Source organism: Lamprocystis purpurea DSM 4197, from assembly GCF_000379525.1.
GTDB lineage: Bacteria > Pseudomonadota > Gammaproteobacteria > Chromatiales > Chromatiaceae > Thiodictyon > Thiodictyon purpureum.
Window position 1 is genome coordinate 1 of the sequence record NZ_KB902495.1, and the last position, 17155, is coordinate 17155.

The 17155-nt window shown below is 63.6% G+C and carries 16 protein-coding genes; 9 read left to right on the forward strand and 7 right to left on the reverse strand.

Features of this window, described 5'->3' with window-relative positions; translation table 11 throughout:
* Window positions 1–106 precede the first annotated feature (106 nt).
* On the forward strand, window positions 107–625 hold the full coding sequence (locus A39O_RS0113280) for a phosphohexomutase domain-containing protein (RefSeq protein ID WP_281170079.1): 519 nt from the start codon (window positions 107–109) through the stop codon (window positions 623–625).
* Between the two features lie 149 nt (window positions 626–774).
* Window positions 775–1671 (forward strand): acetylglutamate kinase, encoded by an 897-nt coding sequence (argB, locus tag A39O_RS0113285; protein ID WP_020505150.1) that lies wholly within the window; start codon window positions 775–777, stop codon window positions 1669–1671.
* Between the two features lie 78 nt (window positions 1672–1749).
* On the opposite strand, the gene A39O_RS0113290 is transcribed toward argB, so the two are convergent.
* Entirely contained in the window at window positions 1750–2814 is a 1065-nt protein-coding gene (locus A39O_RS0113290; protein WP_169338441.1) for a DUF4124 domain-containing protein, read from the reverse strand.
* A 105-nt stretch (window positions 2815–2919) separates the two neighbouring features.
* Window positions 2920–3561: an orotate phosphoribosyltransferase gene (pyrE, locus tag A39O_RS0113295; protein ID WP_020505152.1), complete on the reverse strand. Its 642-nt coding sequence runs from the start codon at window positions 3559–3561 to the stop codon at window positions 2920–2922.
* A gap of 214 nt (window positions 3562–3775) precedes the next feature.
* Here pyrE and A39O_RS0113300 point away from each other — a divergent pair, with 214 nt between their 5' ends.
* Window positions 3776–4459, forward strand: coding sequence for a sulfite exporter TauE/SafE family protein (locus A39O_RS0113300; protein WP_020505153.1), 684 nt, complete (start codon window positions 3776–3778; stop codon window positions 4457–4459).
* Window positions 4460–4699: 240 nt separating this feature from the next.
* Here A39O_RS0113300 and A39O_RS33370 read toward each other — a convergent pair whose 3' ends face one another.
* The 4 genes from A39O_RS33370 to A39O_RS0113325 form a co-directional block, all read right to left on the reverse strand.
* Window positions 4700–5146 carry a DUF4426 domain-containing protein gene (locus A39O_RS33370; protein WP_020505155.1) on the reverse strand — a complete coding sequence of 149 codons (447 nt, stop codon included), beginning with the start codon at window positions 5144–5146 and terminating at the stop codon, window positions 4700–4702.
* Between the two features lie 40 nt (window positions 5147–5186).
* Window positions 5187–7154, reverse strand: coding sequence for a dynamin family protein (locus A39O_RS0113315; RefSeq protein WP_020505156.1), 1968 nt, complete (start codon window positions 7152–7154; stop codon window positions 5187–5189).
* Window positions 7155–7267: 113 nt separating this feature from the next.
* Window positions 7268–7588 (reverse strand): DUF167 domain-containing protein, encoded by a 321-nt coding sequence (locus A39O_RS0113320; RefSeq protein WP_040527810.1) that lies wholly within the window; start codon window positions 7586–7588, stop codon window positions 7268–7270.
* A 2-nt stretch (window positions 7589–7590) separates the two neighbouring features.
* On the reverse strand, window positions 7591–8058 hold the full coding sequence (locus A39O_RS0113325) for a CBS domain-containing protein (protein WP_020505158.1): 468 nt from the start codon (window positions 8056–8058) through the stop codon (window positions 7591–7593).
* A 235-nt stretch (window positions 8059–8293) separates the two neighbouring features.
* Here A39O_RS0113325 and A39O_RS0113330 point away from each other — a divergent pair, with 235 nt between their 5' ends.
* The 4 genes from A39O_RS0113330 (at window position 8294) to ppnP (ending at window position 13362) form a co-directional block, all read left to right on the forward strand.
* The gene (locus tag A39O_RS0113330; protein WP_020505159.1) at window positions 8294–9124 is read left to right on the forward strand and encodes a hypothetical protein; all 831 of its coding nucleotides are present in this window, start codon (window positions 8294–8296) and stop codon (window positions 9122–9124) included.
* A 193-nt stretch (window positions 9125–9317) separates the two neighbouring features.
* On the forward strand, window positions 9318–12251 hold the full coding sequence (locus tag A39O_RS0113335; RefSeq protein ID WP_020505160.1) for a ribonucleoside-diphosphate reductase subunit alpha: 2934 nt from the start codon (window positions 9318–9320) through the stop codon (window positions 12249–12251).
* 211 nt (window positions 12252–12462) lie between these two features.
* On the forward strand, window positions 12463–13017 hold the full coding sequence (locus A39O_RS0113340; RefSeq protein WP_020505161.1) for a hypothetical protein: 555 nt from the start codon (window positions 12463–12465) through the stop codon (window positions 13015–13017).
* A gap of 30 nt (window positions 13018–13047) precedes the next feature.
* Window positions 13048–13362 carry a pyrimidine/purine nucleoside phosphorylase gene (gene ppnP / locus A39O_RS0113345; RefSeq protein ID WP_020505162.1) on the forward strand — a complete coding sequence of 105 codons (315 nt, stop codon included), beginning with the start codon at window positions 13048–13050 and terminating at the stop codon, window positions 13360–13362.
* 43 nt (window positions 13363–13405) lie between these two features.
* Here ppnP and A39O_RS0113350 read toward each other — a convergent pair whose 3' ends face one another.
* Entirely contained in the window at window positions 13406–13669 is a 264-nt protein-coding gene (locus tag A39O_RS0113350; protein WP_020505163.1) for a ferredoxin, read from the reverse strand.
* A 235-nt stretch (window positions 13670–13904) separates the two neighbouring features.
* Here A39O_RS0113350 and A39O_RS0113355 point away from each other — a divergent pair, with 235 nt between their 5' ends.
* Window positions 13905–15329 carry a lipopolysaccharide biosynthesis protein gene (locus A39O_RS0113355; RefSeq protein WP_020505164.1) on the forward strand — a complete coding sequence of 475 codons (1425 nt, stop codon included), beginning with the start codon at window positions 13905–13907 and terminating at the stop codon, window positions 15327–15329.
* Window positions 15330–15536: 207 nt separating this feature from the next.
* Window positions 15537–16946, forward strand: coding sequence for a ribonucleotide-diphosphate reductase subunit beta (locus A39O_RS0113360; protein WP_020505165.1), 1410 nt, complete (start codon window positions 15537–15539; stop codon window positions 16944–16946).
* Window positions 16947–17155 lie beyond the last annotated feature (209 nt).

Sequence of the window (17155 nt, forward strand, 5' to 3'; positions counted from 1 at the left end):
ACGCGCTTTATACCCGAGCGGCCGGGCAGTGTCCAGAGTCGAGGACAACCGCACGTTGAATCACTGAAAGTTAGCTAGAACGGTTTAGCCCTGACACTTGGCCGAGGTGATCCGCCAAGCCAGCGGGCGACCCGTCATGTGGCGTTCGGGCCATGCCCCGATCAAAACCAAGGTGCGCGAAAGCGGGGCACTGCTGGCCGGCGAATTGACCGGACATCTTTATTTCAAGGAGCGCTGGTTCGGTTTTGACGACGCGCTTTACGCCGGGGCGCGCCTGCTCGAGGTCTTGTCGCTCGATCCCCGCTCGACGACCGAGATTTTCGCAGCGTTACCCGGTGGACTGACGACACCGGAACTCGCCATGCCGCTGGCCGAGGGCGAGCCTGAGCGCATCATGCGGGCCGTGCTGCGCCTGGCCGACCGACTCGACGGGGTGGAGGTGATTCGCATCGATGGCCTGCGCGCCGAGTTCGACCGCGGTTTCGGTGTGGTGCGTGCATCCAACACCCTGCCGCAACTGACCTTCCGCTTTGAAGGCGACGACGCTCAGGCACTGGAAAAAATTCAATCGCTGTTCCGCCGCCTGATGGAGAAGGCGGCCCCTGGTCTGCCGTTACCTTTCTGACACCGGTCTTGCACCGGCCGCTTCGCACCCTAAGGAACGGTTCACTAACAGCGTAAACAGGTCCGTTAGACCATGCCTTAAGCACCAGTGTTGTCGTTGTCGTTGTTTTACTTACTTCCGACTCTTTACCCAGCACACGCGGAGAACCTATGTCATTGCCGAGTGAACGGGCGCACACGATCGCCCATGTCCTGATCGAAGCCCTCCCCTACATCCGCCGCTTCCGCGGCACCACCGTCGTGATCAAGTACGGCGGCAACGCGATGGTTGACCAGGAACTCAAGCAGAGTTTCGCCCGCGATGTGGTCCTGATGAAGCTGGTGGGGCTCAATCCGGTGGTGGTCCACGGCGGTGGACCGCAGATCGGCTCACTGCTCAAACGGCTGGGCAAGGACAGCGAGTTCATCCAAGGCATGCGGGTCACCGACGCGGATACGATGGACGTGGTGGAGATGGTCTTAGGCGGTCTCGTCAACAAGGAAATCGTCAGTCTGATCAATCGGCATGGGGGATCCGCGGTGGGCCTGACGGGCAAGGACGGCGACCTGATCCACGCCCGCAAACTGCTCCTGCGCCGCGATGCGCCCGAGTTGGCCGAGCCGGAGATCATTGATCTCGGCCACGTGGGTGAGGTCGAGAGTATCGATGTCTCGGTCGTCGATCTGCTGATCGGCGGTCATTTCATCCCCGTCATCGCCCCGATCGGGGTCGGTGCCGATGGCCGCTCCTACAACATCAATGCCGACCTGGTCGCCGGCAAGGTCGCCGAAGTGCTGAAGGCGGAAAAGCTCCTGCTGCTGACCAACACCCCCGGCCTGCTGGATGCGGACGGCTGCCTGATTCCGGAACTCGACGTTGGGCGGGTGCAGGAATTGATCCGCACCGGCGTCATTGCCGGGGGCATGCTGCCCAAGGTGCAGTGCGCCCTGGACGCGGTACAGGCGGGAGTGAAGAGCGCGCATATCATCGACGGCCGGGTCGAACACGCGGTGATGCTCGACCTTTTCACCGATGAGGGCATCGGCACCCTGATTCGCCGCCGCTGACGGGATCCCGCGGCGGTCGCGGCACGCCGGATCGGTCGGCTGGCAGCACCTTCCAATCCGATCGACCGTGCCGCGACCTCAATTGACCATCTCGATTGAATTCAATGCCTCCCTGGGCGCTGCTCCAGTCACCGCTTCATGAAACCCGTTCAACACCCCGGCGGCGCGTTGGTCACCGCAACTGGTGTCGGTTGACGCGTGGTTCTTGCACTGCAAGTCGAGAAAAATGGATGCGGTCGAACCATCGTCTTCCTGGATGCGGGAGAGCGTCAGACTCAGATCCTCGCGCGTTTCCGCAGGGGCCGTAATCACGATATTCGAACCGCTGGTCTGAATCGCGGTGGTGGCGTGCGCCTGGACATAGGCAACCGCTCGCGCCCAATACTGATCACATTGCGTGTCTGTATCGCAGGTCACGAGATTACGCAAGGCGAACTGGGGCGATCCCCGCGGCGCCTCCGGCCGCTCTTCCGGGATGTCCTTGAGCTGGCGGAAACGCTTGAGATCGCGATCGAAATCCTGCCTGATCGCCTCCTTTTGCTGCTCACGGTCGACAATGGTGGCATAGGACTCGCGAATTTGGCGCTCGGTCTTGCTGATTCCCTCGACATGGTGCTGCGGGAGCGGTTTGCCCGCCCGCTCCAGATCGGCCGCGTCCGTGCGCAGCTTGCGCAGCCATTCCTGCTGACGACGGATGTTACCGCGGGCGACCTGGATGACGACATCAATGGCCGCCAGCTTTCCATCCCGCGCCATCACCAGATCATCGACCGAGCGGAAGGTCCGTAACAGCACCCGATCGGCGGCCTTCTGCTGATCGACCAAGCGCTCCTGTTGGGCGCGATGGCGATCCAGCGCGCGCTCACGCTGGATCTCCTCGATCGTTTGCGCGGGAGCCACCTGATCGATACGGACGCCCTGCTTGCTCAACTCCGCATGTCCCTTGTCGACTTGGTTTGGCGGAATCTGGTCGGTGTAGTGGACGATCCCGCTCTCATCCGTCCAGCGATACGTCTTCGGCCCGTCACCGAGCGCCGGACCCAGGACACCCAACATCAACAGCACGGCGACCGGTACCCGCCGCAGACCTAACCGCCGCTGGACGAAACGCTGTGCTTGCATGAAAGCGACCGATCCTACCATGATGGGGTCTCCAATCTCCGCAGTCACACTTGAGCCACCGGTACGCCAATCACGCACCGCTTCGCGGAACCACCCAAACCACCGCATCGCGCTCATACCACTTCATTAGACCCCATAACGCGACCGGTAGGTCCGTACCGCGTCGCGCAAAGCACTGTCAGACTCCGAAATCTCCAGGAATTCGATGAGGTCATCGAGTGAGACGATACTGAAGACCGGGATGCCGAACAGGTCCTGAACCTCAGCGACGGCCGAGCGCTCGCCCGCACCGCGTTCCTGGCGATCCAGGGCAATCACGACGCCCATGGGTTGCGCCCCCGCCGCACGAATCACCTCGATCGACTCACGCACCGAGGTGCCGGCGGTGATGACGTCATCGATGATCAGCACCCGCCCGGCGAGCGGATGCCCAACGATCACGCCGCCCTCACCGTGATCCTTCGCCTCCTTCCGATTGAAGGCGTAGGGAACATCCCGACCGGTTTCCCGGGCCAGTGCGATACTGGTCGCCGCGGCCAGGGGGATCCCCTTGTAGGCGGGACCATAAAGGACATCGAAGGCATCGGCAGAGGCACCGATCCGCGCGGCGTAGGCCGCGGCCAGTCGCGCCAGCCGTGCACCGGTATCAAAGAGTCCGGCGTTGAAAAAATAAGGGCTCCGGCGGCCGGACTTCAGGGTGAACTCCCCGAACCGCAGGGCACCGATCGCGGCGGCGAAACCGAGGAACTCGCGTTGGTAGGCTTGCATGATCATGTTGCGCTAGAAAGAAATTGTCCTTGTTATAATACATCGGGCACTGAGCCAAGAACGGGATGCCGGTCGCTTGTAGCAACGGACATGCTGGCGCCGTCGGCGCGGTCGAGCCGCCCCCAGGCGCCAAACCGCTCTTAGCCTCCCCGTGTTCGCGGCAGACCAACCCGCGTGTCCTTACCGCCATCACCCCGCGCCGGGCCACTCCCCTATGAACCCTCTCGGAATCTACCTTACCGCCCTGCTGGTCGGTCTGCTCGGCGGCGTCCATTGTCTGACGATGTGCGGGGGCCTGGTCAGCTCGCTCACGCTGGGCCTGGACGCGCGCACGCGCCGGGACCCCTGGCGCCTGCTGCCGCTCCAACTGGGCTATAACCTGGGACGGATTCTCGGCTACGGCTTCGGCGGGGCACTGGTCGGCGGCCTGGGTGCCGTGCTGCTGCAATTGGACACACTACAAATCGCCCAGCGCGCCTTGTACGGACTGGCCGCCGTGATGATGATCCTGCTTGGTCTGTACCTCGGCGGTTGGTGGCGCATCCTGCGTCTCACCGAACGCTTAGGGCTGGGGTTGTGGCGTCGACTGGAGCCGCTGACCCGTCGCTGGCTACCCGTGCGACGGGTCACGCAGGCGATCACCATCGGCTTCTTCTGGGCCTGGATACCCTGCGGCCTGGTCTACAGCATGTTGATCACCGCGCTGTCCACCGGCAGTGTCGGCCGCGGCGCGTTGGTCATGATCGCCTTCGGCGTCGGCACGCTGCCGAACCTGCTTGGCATCGGCCTGCTGGCCGGCGCCGCCGCCCGCCTGGCGGAGCAACCGCGCGTGCGACAGTCCGCGGGGCTCATCGTCATCGCGTGCGGCGTTTACGGCCTGTGGCAATTGTTTTCTTAGGGAACGTCTTTGGCGTCGCGGTAGCGGTCGTCGTCGTCGTCGTCGTCGTCGTTGTCGTAATCGAGTTGCTGATCCCTACGAAGGCATTGATCGTAATCCCGACCAGCGGCGTGCGTCGTCAGGGCTTCCAGCCCTGACGGTGCCAGGCCAGGATGGCCTGACTACGCACCCGGCGAGCCCAAGTGGCCGGAATCTTGATCGAGGCCCCCACGAAGATGCGTTGCTCCTGGATTGCCTATCTCAGTCGGTAAAGAACTCCTGGCTCATCCGCACGACCGTCGACTCAGCAGCGCCCACCGGCCGCACCTTGATTTCGAATTTGATCTCTTGCCCGTCGGCGATCGGAAACGCGCCAATATAAGAGACAAAGCCGCGCTCCTCGATCTCGTGCATGGGAACCCGAAGCGGCTGGTCGGCCGCGTCGATGATCGCCACGTCCACCAGCGCTTTGACCGGGATGCCGGTCGTTCCGACCTGGTCCTTGATGACGCTGACGTTCAAGACCCCACGGTATTGACTGCGTTCGATCCTGTGGGTCTTCGCGACTTCCGGACTCAATGTGTCGGCATTGACCGCATTGTGGTAAATCGTGAACTCACCGGCGCGTGTCATGGGTTCAGCCGCTAGCCGAACGCCATGAATCAGGGTGACCGCCGCGAATATCGCCAGGGCAATGTGTTTGAACATCAAGGATGATTCCGTCGTTGAATAGGCGCTGGGTTACCGCTCAGCCACACACGAGACGCGGCCGCTGCGGCGCCTCTTGCTCGGTGAGCGGGTCATAGTGCAAAGCATTGTGAATATTGCGCAGGGCGGTCAACTCTTGGGCAAAGCCGACGTACTGAGTCTGCATATCGTCGATCCGCTTCTGCAGGGCATCCTTCGAGCGTCCGATCCGCTGCAGATTCTCAAGACGCTTTTCCATCATCTGTTTATGATCTTGTATCTCTTCCGCCAGGGGCTGCAAGCTATCGCGAATCCAGCCGTCGAAGGCGACCCGCAACTGATCGAACAGCACCTGCGCACGACTCACCAGCCGTTGGTTGAAATGGCGGGTCACCATGCCCCGCGGAACCAGAATCATCCGTGGACTGCGGCGGAATCCATCCATTTCCTGGTACAACAATTCGATCTCGACCCGGTACTTCATGGGCAAAAAGACCTTCGGCATGACCAGGTCGAAGCCAAAACCCTCGCGAAAAATCTGGTAGGTCTCCCGCACCAACCTGCGGATACGCTCACTCTCCGTCGCGATCGACTGCATGGTCCGGCGCAACTCGTCGAAGAGTCGCTTCATGGCGGCCGTCAGTCCGGCGGTCGTCCAACTCCCCGTCAGGTCACGCTGGGCACGGTCGATCATCGCCTCGATGTTCTCGACTTCCAGAAGACGACGACACTCGCGTGTCTGGATGAGCAACTCCTCCCGACTTTGCTGAAACTGTTGCAAGCCCTTGAGATAGCGTTCTTGTTCTCGCCGGGTCCGATCCAGCAGTTGGGCGATCACGTCATGACTTTTGTCGCGCAGTTGTTCCAGTTCCTCCAACTGGGACTTGACACGGCTGATACGCGACGCGATACGTGCTCTGTTGCGATCCAAGACCTGGCCGACACTCGCGTCGATCACGTCGATCAGCGACTGATGTTTGGTCTCGAGCATCTTGGTGGCGAGGTGCCGCTCCAAGGCCGGCAGAGCGCTACGCCGCAGCAGCATCTCGTCCTTGCCGTCGGTGGCCGCCAGGGCCTGCCGGGCCGAGACCGGAAACACAGCGTCTTCGCCGATACCCAGCGCCTGCGCCGTGTCGCGCCGTCGCGCGGCGATCAAGTCATCCTGCTGTGCAAGATCGTGCGGCGCACCGCCCAGCGCATCGATCTTGTTGAGAACCACCAGCATGGCACGCTGGCGGCCACCCTGAAATCCCTGCAAGTGGTGTTGCCAGATTGCCAAGTCGCCGCGCGTCACGCCGGTGTCCGCGGCCAGCACGAACAGCACGGCCTGGACCGAGGAGAGCACACTACCCGTGATATCCGGCTCGCTGTCCAGCACATCAACCCCAGGGATATCCAGGATGACGAGTCCCTGCTTGAGCAACGGATGAGGAAAGCTCAGAACGGCATAGCGCCATTTGGCGATCTCGACATTGGCCGTTGCCGGTTGGCCGACGGGCACCTGGGCCACACTGGACAGGCCAAGGCGGGCCGCCTCGCCCATCGACACCGTCTTGGTCAGCAGAATTTCCGCGACGATTCCCGCCAACTGCTCGGGATGCGCATCATCGAGCGGGTAATGGACCCAATGCTTGGGATCGGACCGCAACGCGGCAAGCGGCGTATCCAGGGCGCGGGTCTCAACCGGCAACAGGCGCAGATACGCCTCGTCGTACTGGTCATCCCACAACAGTTCGGTGGGGCACCGGGTGGTGCGCCCGGCCGCCGACGGCAGCAGGCGGGCACCGAGGTTGGCGGAAAAGAGACTGTTGATGAGTTCGGTCTTGCCGCGTGCGGACTCCCCCACCAAGGCGACCCTCAGGCGGTCTTGTGACACGGCCTCGTGCGCGGCGCGCAGGTGCTCGCGCGCCGGCGGAGTGGCACGCCGGTGCGCTGCAAGCCAGGTCTCCAAATCCTGGATAGCGCGCGTCACCCGCAGTTTCCAATGCTGGTAAGTGGCGAGCCGTCGTTGCAGTGCGGGGGTTTGCATGGCCCTTCGAGTCTGTCTCAACCGCCGTGATGAGTTGGTATCCAGCCAGAGTATACACGGAATAAAGACAGGGTTCCGGCCCCCGCCGCGGCGGCTCAGACCTGACCTGCCGCTCAGCGCCGACGCGGCACCGGCGGACCCTGGGAGCGATCAATGGGCACCGGAAATTGGCCCGGCGAGCGAATCAGCAGTCGTTTGATGCGTGACTGCTCGCCGCTGAGAAAGGTCACCCGCGAGGGGGCGACTCCGAACGCACCGGCGATAAACCGGCGCAGTGCGGCATTGGCCTGACCCTCGACCGGCGGGGCCTGGATGCGCACCCGCAGGCTCCCGTCCTGCGCTTCCCCGAAAGCGTCGTGACGGGCGCGCGGCTGCACGCGCAACGTCACTTCAAGGTCCTCGCCGGACCAACGATACCAGAGGGCCTCGGACATGTTCAACGCGCCAACGCTCCCGTGATGTTAGCATGGAAGATCGCTTTATGGACATCACCCAGGCTCAGCATACCCACGAGACGACCATGCTCGGTCACCGGTATCCGCCTGAAGTTGTGCCGCACCATGACCGTTGCGGCACGCAACAGATGCATTTCCGGATCAACCGAGATCGGGCTGTGCGTCATCAGTTCCTCGACACTGCGTTCCAATACCTCGCCGTAGGTCTCCAACTGGCGGTCCAAATCCACGCCATGCATACCCTCGGCAACGAGGCTGTCGATGGTCGGAAACAGGCTGTGCAGCACGTCCCGCTCGGCGACCACACCGACCAATCGCCCCGCGTCGTCCACCACGGGCAACCCATGATAGCGATACAGACACATCAATGAAGCGACCTCCAGGATGCGCTGGCCCGGCTGCACCGTGCGCACCTCGCGGCTCATGACATCGCCGACTTTCATCTGCATGTTCCTCCTCCGGGAATGACTGACCCCGATGGTCGGCGTCACCGCGTTGATCGATTCAGGTCGGGTCCCGCTGGGACCGTTGCGCGTCGCGTTCACGGATGTGACCGCAGTATAGCGGTCCCGTGACAGTGATGCGACGCGTCCTGCCGGAGACCCATACCCGGCGTCGGGTTTGCCCCAGGGCCGGGCGCTACGTTATCCTTTGACCGCAGCTTCCAAAGATAGATCGCACAGAATGGGCAGCAACGACGCGCCGACGCCCGCTGCCGGGCCCAGCCCGGACGCGCAGATCCCGCCGCTCACCGGAGTCGGCACCCCCCCCGCCGACCCGACCCGGGACACGTCCGTGTCGGCGACGACCGCCGCCCGCTATACGATCGACGCCCGTAGCGGGCTCTACCAGCGAACGCGCCACGGCCACCATGGATCGGGGTCGCACCGTGACAGCCGCCGCCCCAACGGGCGACACCTGTCGGCCCACGCCATCAGCCGGGCCAAGCGCAGCCGACAACTCTGGGCCACCCGCCTGATCGCGCTGACCGCGATCATCGCCGCGGTCGTACTGGCCATACTCCTGATCCGCTCCCACTTCCGGGGCGAGACGCTGGACGCCGAGGCCGGACTCCTCGCGAGCGAAGTCAACCGTGTTCAGAATGAACTGGAGCAGACCAAGCAACTGCTGGCAGCCCAAGAGGTGGAACGAAACACGCTGATGAAGGAGAGAATCCCCGGCCTCGCCGTACTCGCTATCGACAGGATTTTTGATGTCGACAATCAATATGTCAAGAAGTTGAGCTTCTCGACTGCCGGACCGGGTGATGACAAAGCGCTCGCCTGCTATGCGGTGCTCAAGAACACCAGCGCGGCAACGATCAGCCCTTACGCGACGATCCTGCTGTTCGACCGCAAGGGGCTCCAGACGGGTGCCGCCCGCCTGATCCGCGAGGCCGCATCTCCGCCGGTCGAACACGACATGCTAGAACCAGGAGAGACCCGCACCTACTCCGCGCGGATCGAACCCATCCGTCCAGACCCACCGTTCTATTTCCTGGTCGAGACCCGCTAAGACGCGTCCAGCGCGCCATGCGTCACCATCCAGACTCGGCATGATCCACGGCCCGCGAACAAGATATAGTGGTTGACGCGCTTCCTGAAGCGCATATATTGTGTCTCATCCCTATGCGCGCCAGACGATCAGGCCGCTGCATCCCCGCTTCGACACCACCCGCCCCGACCCCTCGGGCCGATCAGGAGGAGCCATGTCCACACCAGTACCGCCGCGCGCGGCAAGTCCAGAACCGCGCGAACCCGACCTCGCCGCCCGCGAGTCGACACCGCACTTCAGCCGCCAATCAGCGGGCGGAGCCGGTACCGCGCAGACCCCGGGGCGACTTCAGGTCATCCGCCGCAACGGTCAGGCCACCGCGTTCGACCCCAACAAGATCATGGTCGCCATGACCAAAGCCTTCCTGGCCGTGGAAGGCGGCAGTGCCGCAGCATCAAGCCGTGTTCATGACCGGGTGCATGAACTGACCGAACAGGTCGCGTCCGCCCTGACCCGGCGGCTGCCCGGCGGCGGCATCGTTCACATCGAAGATATTCAGGATCAGGTCGAACTCGCCCTGATGCGGGCTGGTGAACACAAGGTCGCCCGCGATTATGTGCTCTACCGCGAGGAGCGGGCCCGCGAGCGCGCCCACCAGGCCGCCGCCGACACCACACCGGCGGCTGCACACCCACTGCACGTCACCCTCGCCGACGGCAGCACCCGACCCCTGGACGTCGCGCGCATGGGTCGTCTGGTAGACGAAGCGTGCCGCGAACTCGCCGGAGTTGACGCGGCGGCCATCCTCACCGACACCACCCGCAACCTCTTCGACGGCGTCCGCGAGGCCGACGTGGGCCAGGCGCTGGTGATGTCCGCCCGCACCCTGATCGAGACCGACCCCGCCTACAGCCAGGTCGCCGCCCGGCTGCTGCTGGACCTGCTGCGCCGCGAGACCCTGGGCTACCTGGAGATGGCCGTCGGGGTCGAAACCCAGGCCGATCTGGCCGAGCGCTACGGCGACTATTTCAGCGCCTATATCCGGCGTGCCGGCGACCTGGAACTGCTGGACCGCCAACTCGCCCGCTTCGATCTCGCGCGCCTGGGCGCGGCCTTGCGGCCCGAGCGCGACCTCCAGTTCAACTATCTAGGGCTCCAGACACTCTACGACCGCTATTTCATCCACACCGCCGCCGGCCTGCGCTTCGAGCTGCCTCAGGCCTTCTTCATGCGCGTCGCCATGGGGCTCGCCATCAACGAAATCGAGCGCGAAGAGCGGGCCATCGAGTTTTATGAACTGCTCTCCAGCTTCGCGTTCATGAGCAGCACGCCGACCCTATTCAACTCGGGCACCCTGCGGCCGCAGCTGTCCTCCTGCTTCCTCACCAGCGTACCGGATGACCTCGACGGCATCTACAGCGCCATCAAGGACAATGCGCTGCTGTCCAAATTCGCCGGCGGCCTGGGCAATGACTGGACCCGGGTGCGCGGCATGGGTGCGCACATCAAGGGGACTAACGGACGCAGTCAAGGTGTAGTGCCATTCCTCAAGGTCGCCAATGACACGGCCGTGGCGGTGAACCAGGGGGGGAAACGCAAGGGCGCCGTCTGTGCCTATCTGGAAACCTGGCACATCGATATCGAGGAATTCCTGGATCTGCGCAAAAACACCGGCGACGACCGCCGTCGCACCCATGACATGAACACCGCCAACTGGGTGCCTGATCTGTTCATGAAGCGGGTGGCCGAAGATCAGCAGTGGACCCTGTTCTCACCGGACGAAACCCCGGACCTGCACGACCTGATGGGCCAGGCCTTCGAGACCGCCTACACCGCCTACGAGGCGCGCGCCGAGCGCGGCGAGATGAAGGTCAGCAAGCGCATCAAGGCGCTCGACCTGTGGCGCAAGATGCTCGCCATGCTGTTTGAGACCGGTCACCCCTGGATCGCCTTCAAGGACCCGTGCAACCTGCGCTATACCAATCAGCACGTCGGCACCGTGCACAGCTCCAACCTGTGCACCGAGATTACGTTGCATACGAATGACCAGGAGATTGCCGTCTGCAATCTCGGCTCGGTCAATCTGGCCGCTCATGTCACCGACCAGGGCCTGGATACCAAGCGCCTGCAAGCCACGGTCCGCACCGCCATGCGGATGCTCGACAATGTCATCGACTACAACTTCTACAACGTCCCGCAGGCGCGCAAGTCCAACCTGCGTCACCGCCCGGTCGGACTCGGCATCATGGGCTTCCAGGATGCGCTCTACCAACTGCGCATCCCCTACGAGAGTCAGGACGCCGTGCAGTTCGCCGATACCAGCATGGAATACCTGAGCTACTACGCGATTGGGGCCAGCGCGGACCTGGCCGAGGAGCGCGGGCGCTATCCGAGTTTCACGGGCTCATTGTGGAGCCGCGGCATCCTCCCGCTCGACAGCATCCAACTGCTGGCCGAGGGCCGCGGCGGTTATCTCCAGATGGACACCAGCCACACGCTGGACTGGGACAGCCTGCGCAGCCGGGTGCAGACCGTCGGGATGCGCAACTCCAATTGCATGGCCATCGCGCCGACCGCCACCATCAGCAACATCGTCGGCGTCAGCCAGTCCATCGAGCCGACCTATCAGAACCTGTTCGTCAAGTCGAACCTCTCCGGCGAATTCACCGTGGTCAATCCCTACCTGGTCGCGGATTTGAAGGAACGCGGGTTATGGGACGCCGTCATGGTCAATGATCTCAAATATTTCGACGGGTCGGTGCAGCAGATCGACCGCATCCCGGACGAACTGAAAGGCCTCTACGCCACCGCCTTCGAAGTCGACGCCCGCTGGCTCATCGAGGCCGGCAGCCGCCGCCAGAAATGGCTCGACCAGGCGCAGAGTCTCAACCTTTACCTGCGCGAGCCGAGCGGTAAGAAACTCGACAACCTCTATAAGCTCGCCTGGGTGCGGGGCCTCAAGACCACCTACTATCTGCGGTCCATGGGCGCCACCCATGTGGAGAAATCCACCATGGATGATGCAAGCAAGGCCAATCGGCTGAGCGCGGTGGGCGGGAGCTATATCACACTGGATAAAGATAAGGGGAACGGCGCCGCGCCCAAGGCTTGTTCGATCCTGGAGCCGGAGTGCGAGTCCTGTCAATAGCCGTAGTCAGGGCTTCCAGCCCTGACTGTTCCAGCCCCGACGCCGCCAGGCCAGGATGGCCTGACTACGCACTTTCACGGTAAAGCCCCGATCTCCGGTTTTCTTGTGAGGTCTTGAACACCCCACGGAACGCGGGTAGCATCCGCACGAAGCCACCAAGGCGATTGCATAACCTACTTTTTTCCTAACCGAACGAGGTCGGGAGCCGTCCATGGACCATCACCAGATACTGATCAGGACCGCGGAAGGCCAGGAAGAGATTCGCAGCAGGACCTTTGGACTGTCCCAGGAGTTGCGTCACCTGTTGATCCTGCTCGACGGACACCGGACCGTCGAAGAGATTCTGTCGCGACACCCCGAGATCGGCGGCGAGGTCGAGGCGCAGCTCGATACCCTGCTCGCCGGCGGGTTCCTCGCTCCGCATGAGTCGGCATTCGAAATGGGTGCCTACAGCATTGATGAGTGGGACCTGCTCGCGTACGAACATCAGGCGCTGCAGGAAGCGGCACCGGCGGGAGTCGACATTCCGCCCGAGCCGCACTTCAATCTGGAGAAGGCGAAGGGTTTCGCCCGCTATGTCGTACTGGGTGCGCTGGGTCCGGTCGGGGCGCATCGGGTCGAACGGATCGATGCGGCAACCGACGCCAGCGAACTGCGCGCGGAGTTGGACGAACTGCGGGACGTCCTGCCCAAGCTCCTCTCGCCGCGCCAGGCTGAGCAGGTCTGGGACCAACTCGAACCCTTGATGCTCTCCATTCAACAATAATCAGCCCAACCGTCAGTCGAGAGACACGCTATGTCCGAGTTTGAGCAGGTCAACGTCGTCCGTGAGGCCAACATTTTCTTCGACGGCGGCGTGACCAGCCGCACCATCCGCTTTGCCGACGGCAGCCGCAAGACGTTGGGGATCATGCAGCCCGGTGAGTACGCGTTCAACACCAACAGCGGGGAACTGATGGAGATCCTGTCCGGGGACCTGGATGTCCAACTCCCCAACACCGCCGATTGGCGCACCTTCAAGGGCGGTGAGTCCTTCACGGTCGGGGCCGGGGAGCGGTTTGGATTGCGGGTGCGCACCGTGACCGATTACTGCTGTTCCTTTCTTCCTTGATGCAACAGCGGCCGATGGCGTCAGCAGTCGCCGGCCGCCGGGCTCACCACTGGAGGCGTTGGCGCAACTCCTCGCGTTGCGCCTCGGAGGGGAAGATCACCGCCCCGGCACTGTCGTACAGCGAGATGGAGAGGCTGGGGCAACCTTGCGCGACCTCCTGCAGGACCTTCTCGGCCGCCAGACGGCCGGTGGTCGCGGCCTTGAATTCATCGCCTATTTCGACCTCGCGAAAGGAGTCCGGGCAAACCACCCAGCAGGTTCCGCAGCCGATGCAGGTGGGGGTATCAACTTCGATCTTCTCGATCATAGGGCCGTCTCCTGGCGGCAGTGTGTGTTTCGGACGTTTCGGTCAAGCGGCTCCGCGGCAACCCGTCAAGCCGTGACCGGCCGTCGGGACCCCGGCCCCATGACCAGGCTCCACGATCGTGCAAGGTGACAACGATAGACGCTTTCGTTCCTTTCAAGCAAACCTGCTTCCACTGCATCGTCCCGATCAACCCCGGGATCGACCCCGCGATCAACCAGCCGAGCGCGTCCCGCCCGTGATTAAATCGACCCTGACCTACGCCGGCAGCTACATCCTCATGCGTAGCGTGTCGTTTCTGACCCTGCCCTACGTGGCGCGGGTCCTGGGGCCGGTCGAGTTCGGTCAACTCGACCTGCTGGTCACCGCCACCCAGGCGGTCGGACTGCTCGCGGGCTTCGGACTGCTGGAGGCGGTGCTGCGGTTTGCCGGCACGGGCGCCCAATCTGCCGCGGCAGCCGCCGGGCAGGTGCCCCTGGACGACCGTTCGGCCAAGGCCAACGGCCTCGGGCTGACCCTGTTGGGCGGATTGCTGTTTCTGCTCGTTCTGCTGGCCTTGGTGCCCTGGCTGGTGCAGGTCTTGCCGGGCGATCAGGAACCGGGTCTGCTGCGCCTGGCTATCCTGGCCGGCATCGCCTCGTCCTGGATCGCCCTGCCGAACATGATCCTGCGGATGCAGGACCGGGCCGCGGCCTATGCCCGCTTCATGATCATCTATGCCATGCTCCAGGCGTCGGGCAACGTCATCGCCGTCTACCTGGGGTTTGGGGTCTTCGGCATCATGACGGTCAGTGCCGGGGCGGCCTGCGTGATGGCGGCGGCGGCGGTGATCAGCCAGGTCCGTGACAGCGGCATCGCCCTGCAGTTACCGGCGGCCAGGCGCCTGCTCATCTTCGGCGTGCCGATCCTCGGCAGCGGCATCGCCGCGTTCATGATGAACGGCATGGAGCGCTGGGTCCTGGCCGCGCACCTGGATGCCGAGAGCTACGGCCACTACGCGGCGGCCGTGAAGCTGTTCATGCTCTGCGCGATCGCCTTCCAGCCCTTCACCCTCTGGTGGAGCGCCCAGCGTTACCGGCTCATCGCCGGCCCGGATGGGGAGCGCCGCCTGGTGCACTATGCCGCGATCGGCATCCTGCTGATCTTTCTGCTCTGTACCGGCGTCTCGTTACTCAACCCGCTGCTCCTGCGGGTGCTCTTCGGCGCGGCCTTTGCGGTACCCGTCTGGTGGCCGAGTGCCCTGCTGTTGGTCATGCTGCTGCGCACCGTCGCGGACCTGACCTCGATGGGGCTTTTCCTCGGCAACACCAGCCACCAGCAAATGTTCATCCAATATGCCGCCGCCGCGCTGACCGTGCTGGGGGTCTTCACCCTGATCCCCTGGCTCGGATTCCCCGGCCTGGTGCTGGCCCTGACGGCCGGTGCGGCGCTGCGCCTCGGGCTCTTCTACGGCATCAGCCAACGCAACCGCCCGTTACCCTATCCGGTGCCTGCCATCGCAGTGCTGTTCGCGACCTATCTGGCCGCGTCGCTCGGGTTCGCCGCCGGACTGGCCGGCGCCGCCGCGCTGCCGCTGATCGGCACCACGGCGGCGGTCCTGGCGCTGATGGTCGGGCTCGCCTACCTGACCGGGCGCGGAGCGCTGGTCGGGCGCGCGTCCTGACGCCAAACACACGATGAAGTGTGTTCTTCTGCATTTTACCACTATATCTTGTGATTGAGACTGGACATCTCCGAGCAATCGCCTAGAATAATAAGATCACCGCCGAGACTCCAGACGCGCCGCCCTACGCCCTATTCGCCGCGCGGCGACCACCAGGACCTTGCCCAGGCACCTGAACCAGCAGCCGAATCCCGAGGACTGACCACGATGTTGAACTGGGACGATCCACTCGCCGCCGCCAAGCCCGGCACGACCCGCCCGGTACCGCCTTTGGCCGCGTTCGATCCGCTCGCCGAACTGCCCCAGCGGCCCAGGATGGCCTCTGACGCCCCGGCGGCGACCCCCTTCGCGACCCGGTCGGGTGCCCCTGACCTCCGGACCCAGGTGCGTCCTGGGCATGGACTGGTCAGCAACGAGGCGCTGATGCAGACCGCCGGTGCGGCGCCCGTGGTCGACCCCAATCCGTTCGCCCCGCAGGTGGAACTGCCCTTCGAGGACACCCTGCTGTCCGGCCTGGCGCCGACGGCACGCCGCACCGCCGACAGCGCCGCCGCGGCCGCGGGCGGGGCCACCGGTCTCGAGTCACTTGAATTAGGCGCCGGCCGCGTGCGGGTGGATGACAAGCGCATCATCAACTGCCGTGCGGATCTGAACCAGCTCGTCCCCTTCAAGTACGACTGGGCCTGGCAGAAGTACCTGGACGCCTGCGCCAACCACTGGATGCCGCAGGAAATCAACATGAATGCGGACATCGCCCTCTGGAAGGACCCGAACGGTCTGACCGAGGACGAGCGCACCATCATCAAGCGCAACCTGGGCTTCTTCTCGACCGCCGATTCGCTGGTCGCCAACAATCTCGTGCTGGCCGTCTACCGCCACCTCACCAACCCGGAGTGCCGCCAATACCTGCTGCGCCAGGCGTTCGAGGAGGCCGTGCACACCCACGCCTATCAATATGTCGTGGAAAGCCTGGGCCTGGACGAGGGCGAGATCTTCAACATGTATCGGGAGGTCCCGGCCGTCGCCCGCAAGGCCGAATGGGCGCTGCCCTTCACGCGCTATCTGGCGGACCCGCATTTCCATACCGGCACCCCCGAGAACGATCAGAAGCTGTTGCGCGAACTGGTCGCCTTCTATGTCATCTTCGAGGGGATTTATTTCTACGTCGGCTTCGTGCAAGTGCTGTCCATGGGCCGCCGCAACAAGATGACCGGCACCGCCGAGCAGTTCCAATACATCCTGCGCGACGAGTCCATGCACATGAACTTCGGCATCGATGTCATCAATCAGATCAAGATCGAGAACCCGCACCTGTGGACTGAAGCCTTCAAACAGGAATTGGTGGCGATGATCCGCGAGGCGGTGGAACTCGAAGCACGCTACGCCTATGACACCATGCCGCGCGGCGTACTCGGGCTGAACGCCCCGATGTTCGAGGACTACCTGCAATTCATCGCCAACCGCCGCTGCGCCCAGATCGGTCTGGCGGAGCAATACCCGGGCGCCGGAAATCCGTTCCCCTGGATGTCCGAGGTTCTGGACCTGAAGAAAGAGAAGAATTTCTTCGAGACACGGGTCACCGAATATCAGACCGGCGGGGCGCTGAATTGGGATTGATTTGCAGCCAGCAGCAGATGAAGTCCGGTAGGTTGGGGTGACGAAGGAACCCCAACGATCTCAGGCGTTGTCCGTTGGGGTTCCTTCGTCACCCCAACCTACGGCACTCGATTTTGACGGCCAGAACCCATTGCCACACCCGCCTTCGGAACCGGTAACAGCGCTGTCATCAGAGGATCCGGAGTATGACCAGCTGCCGTGGTGCGAGA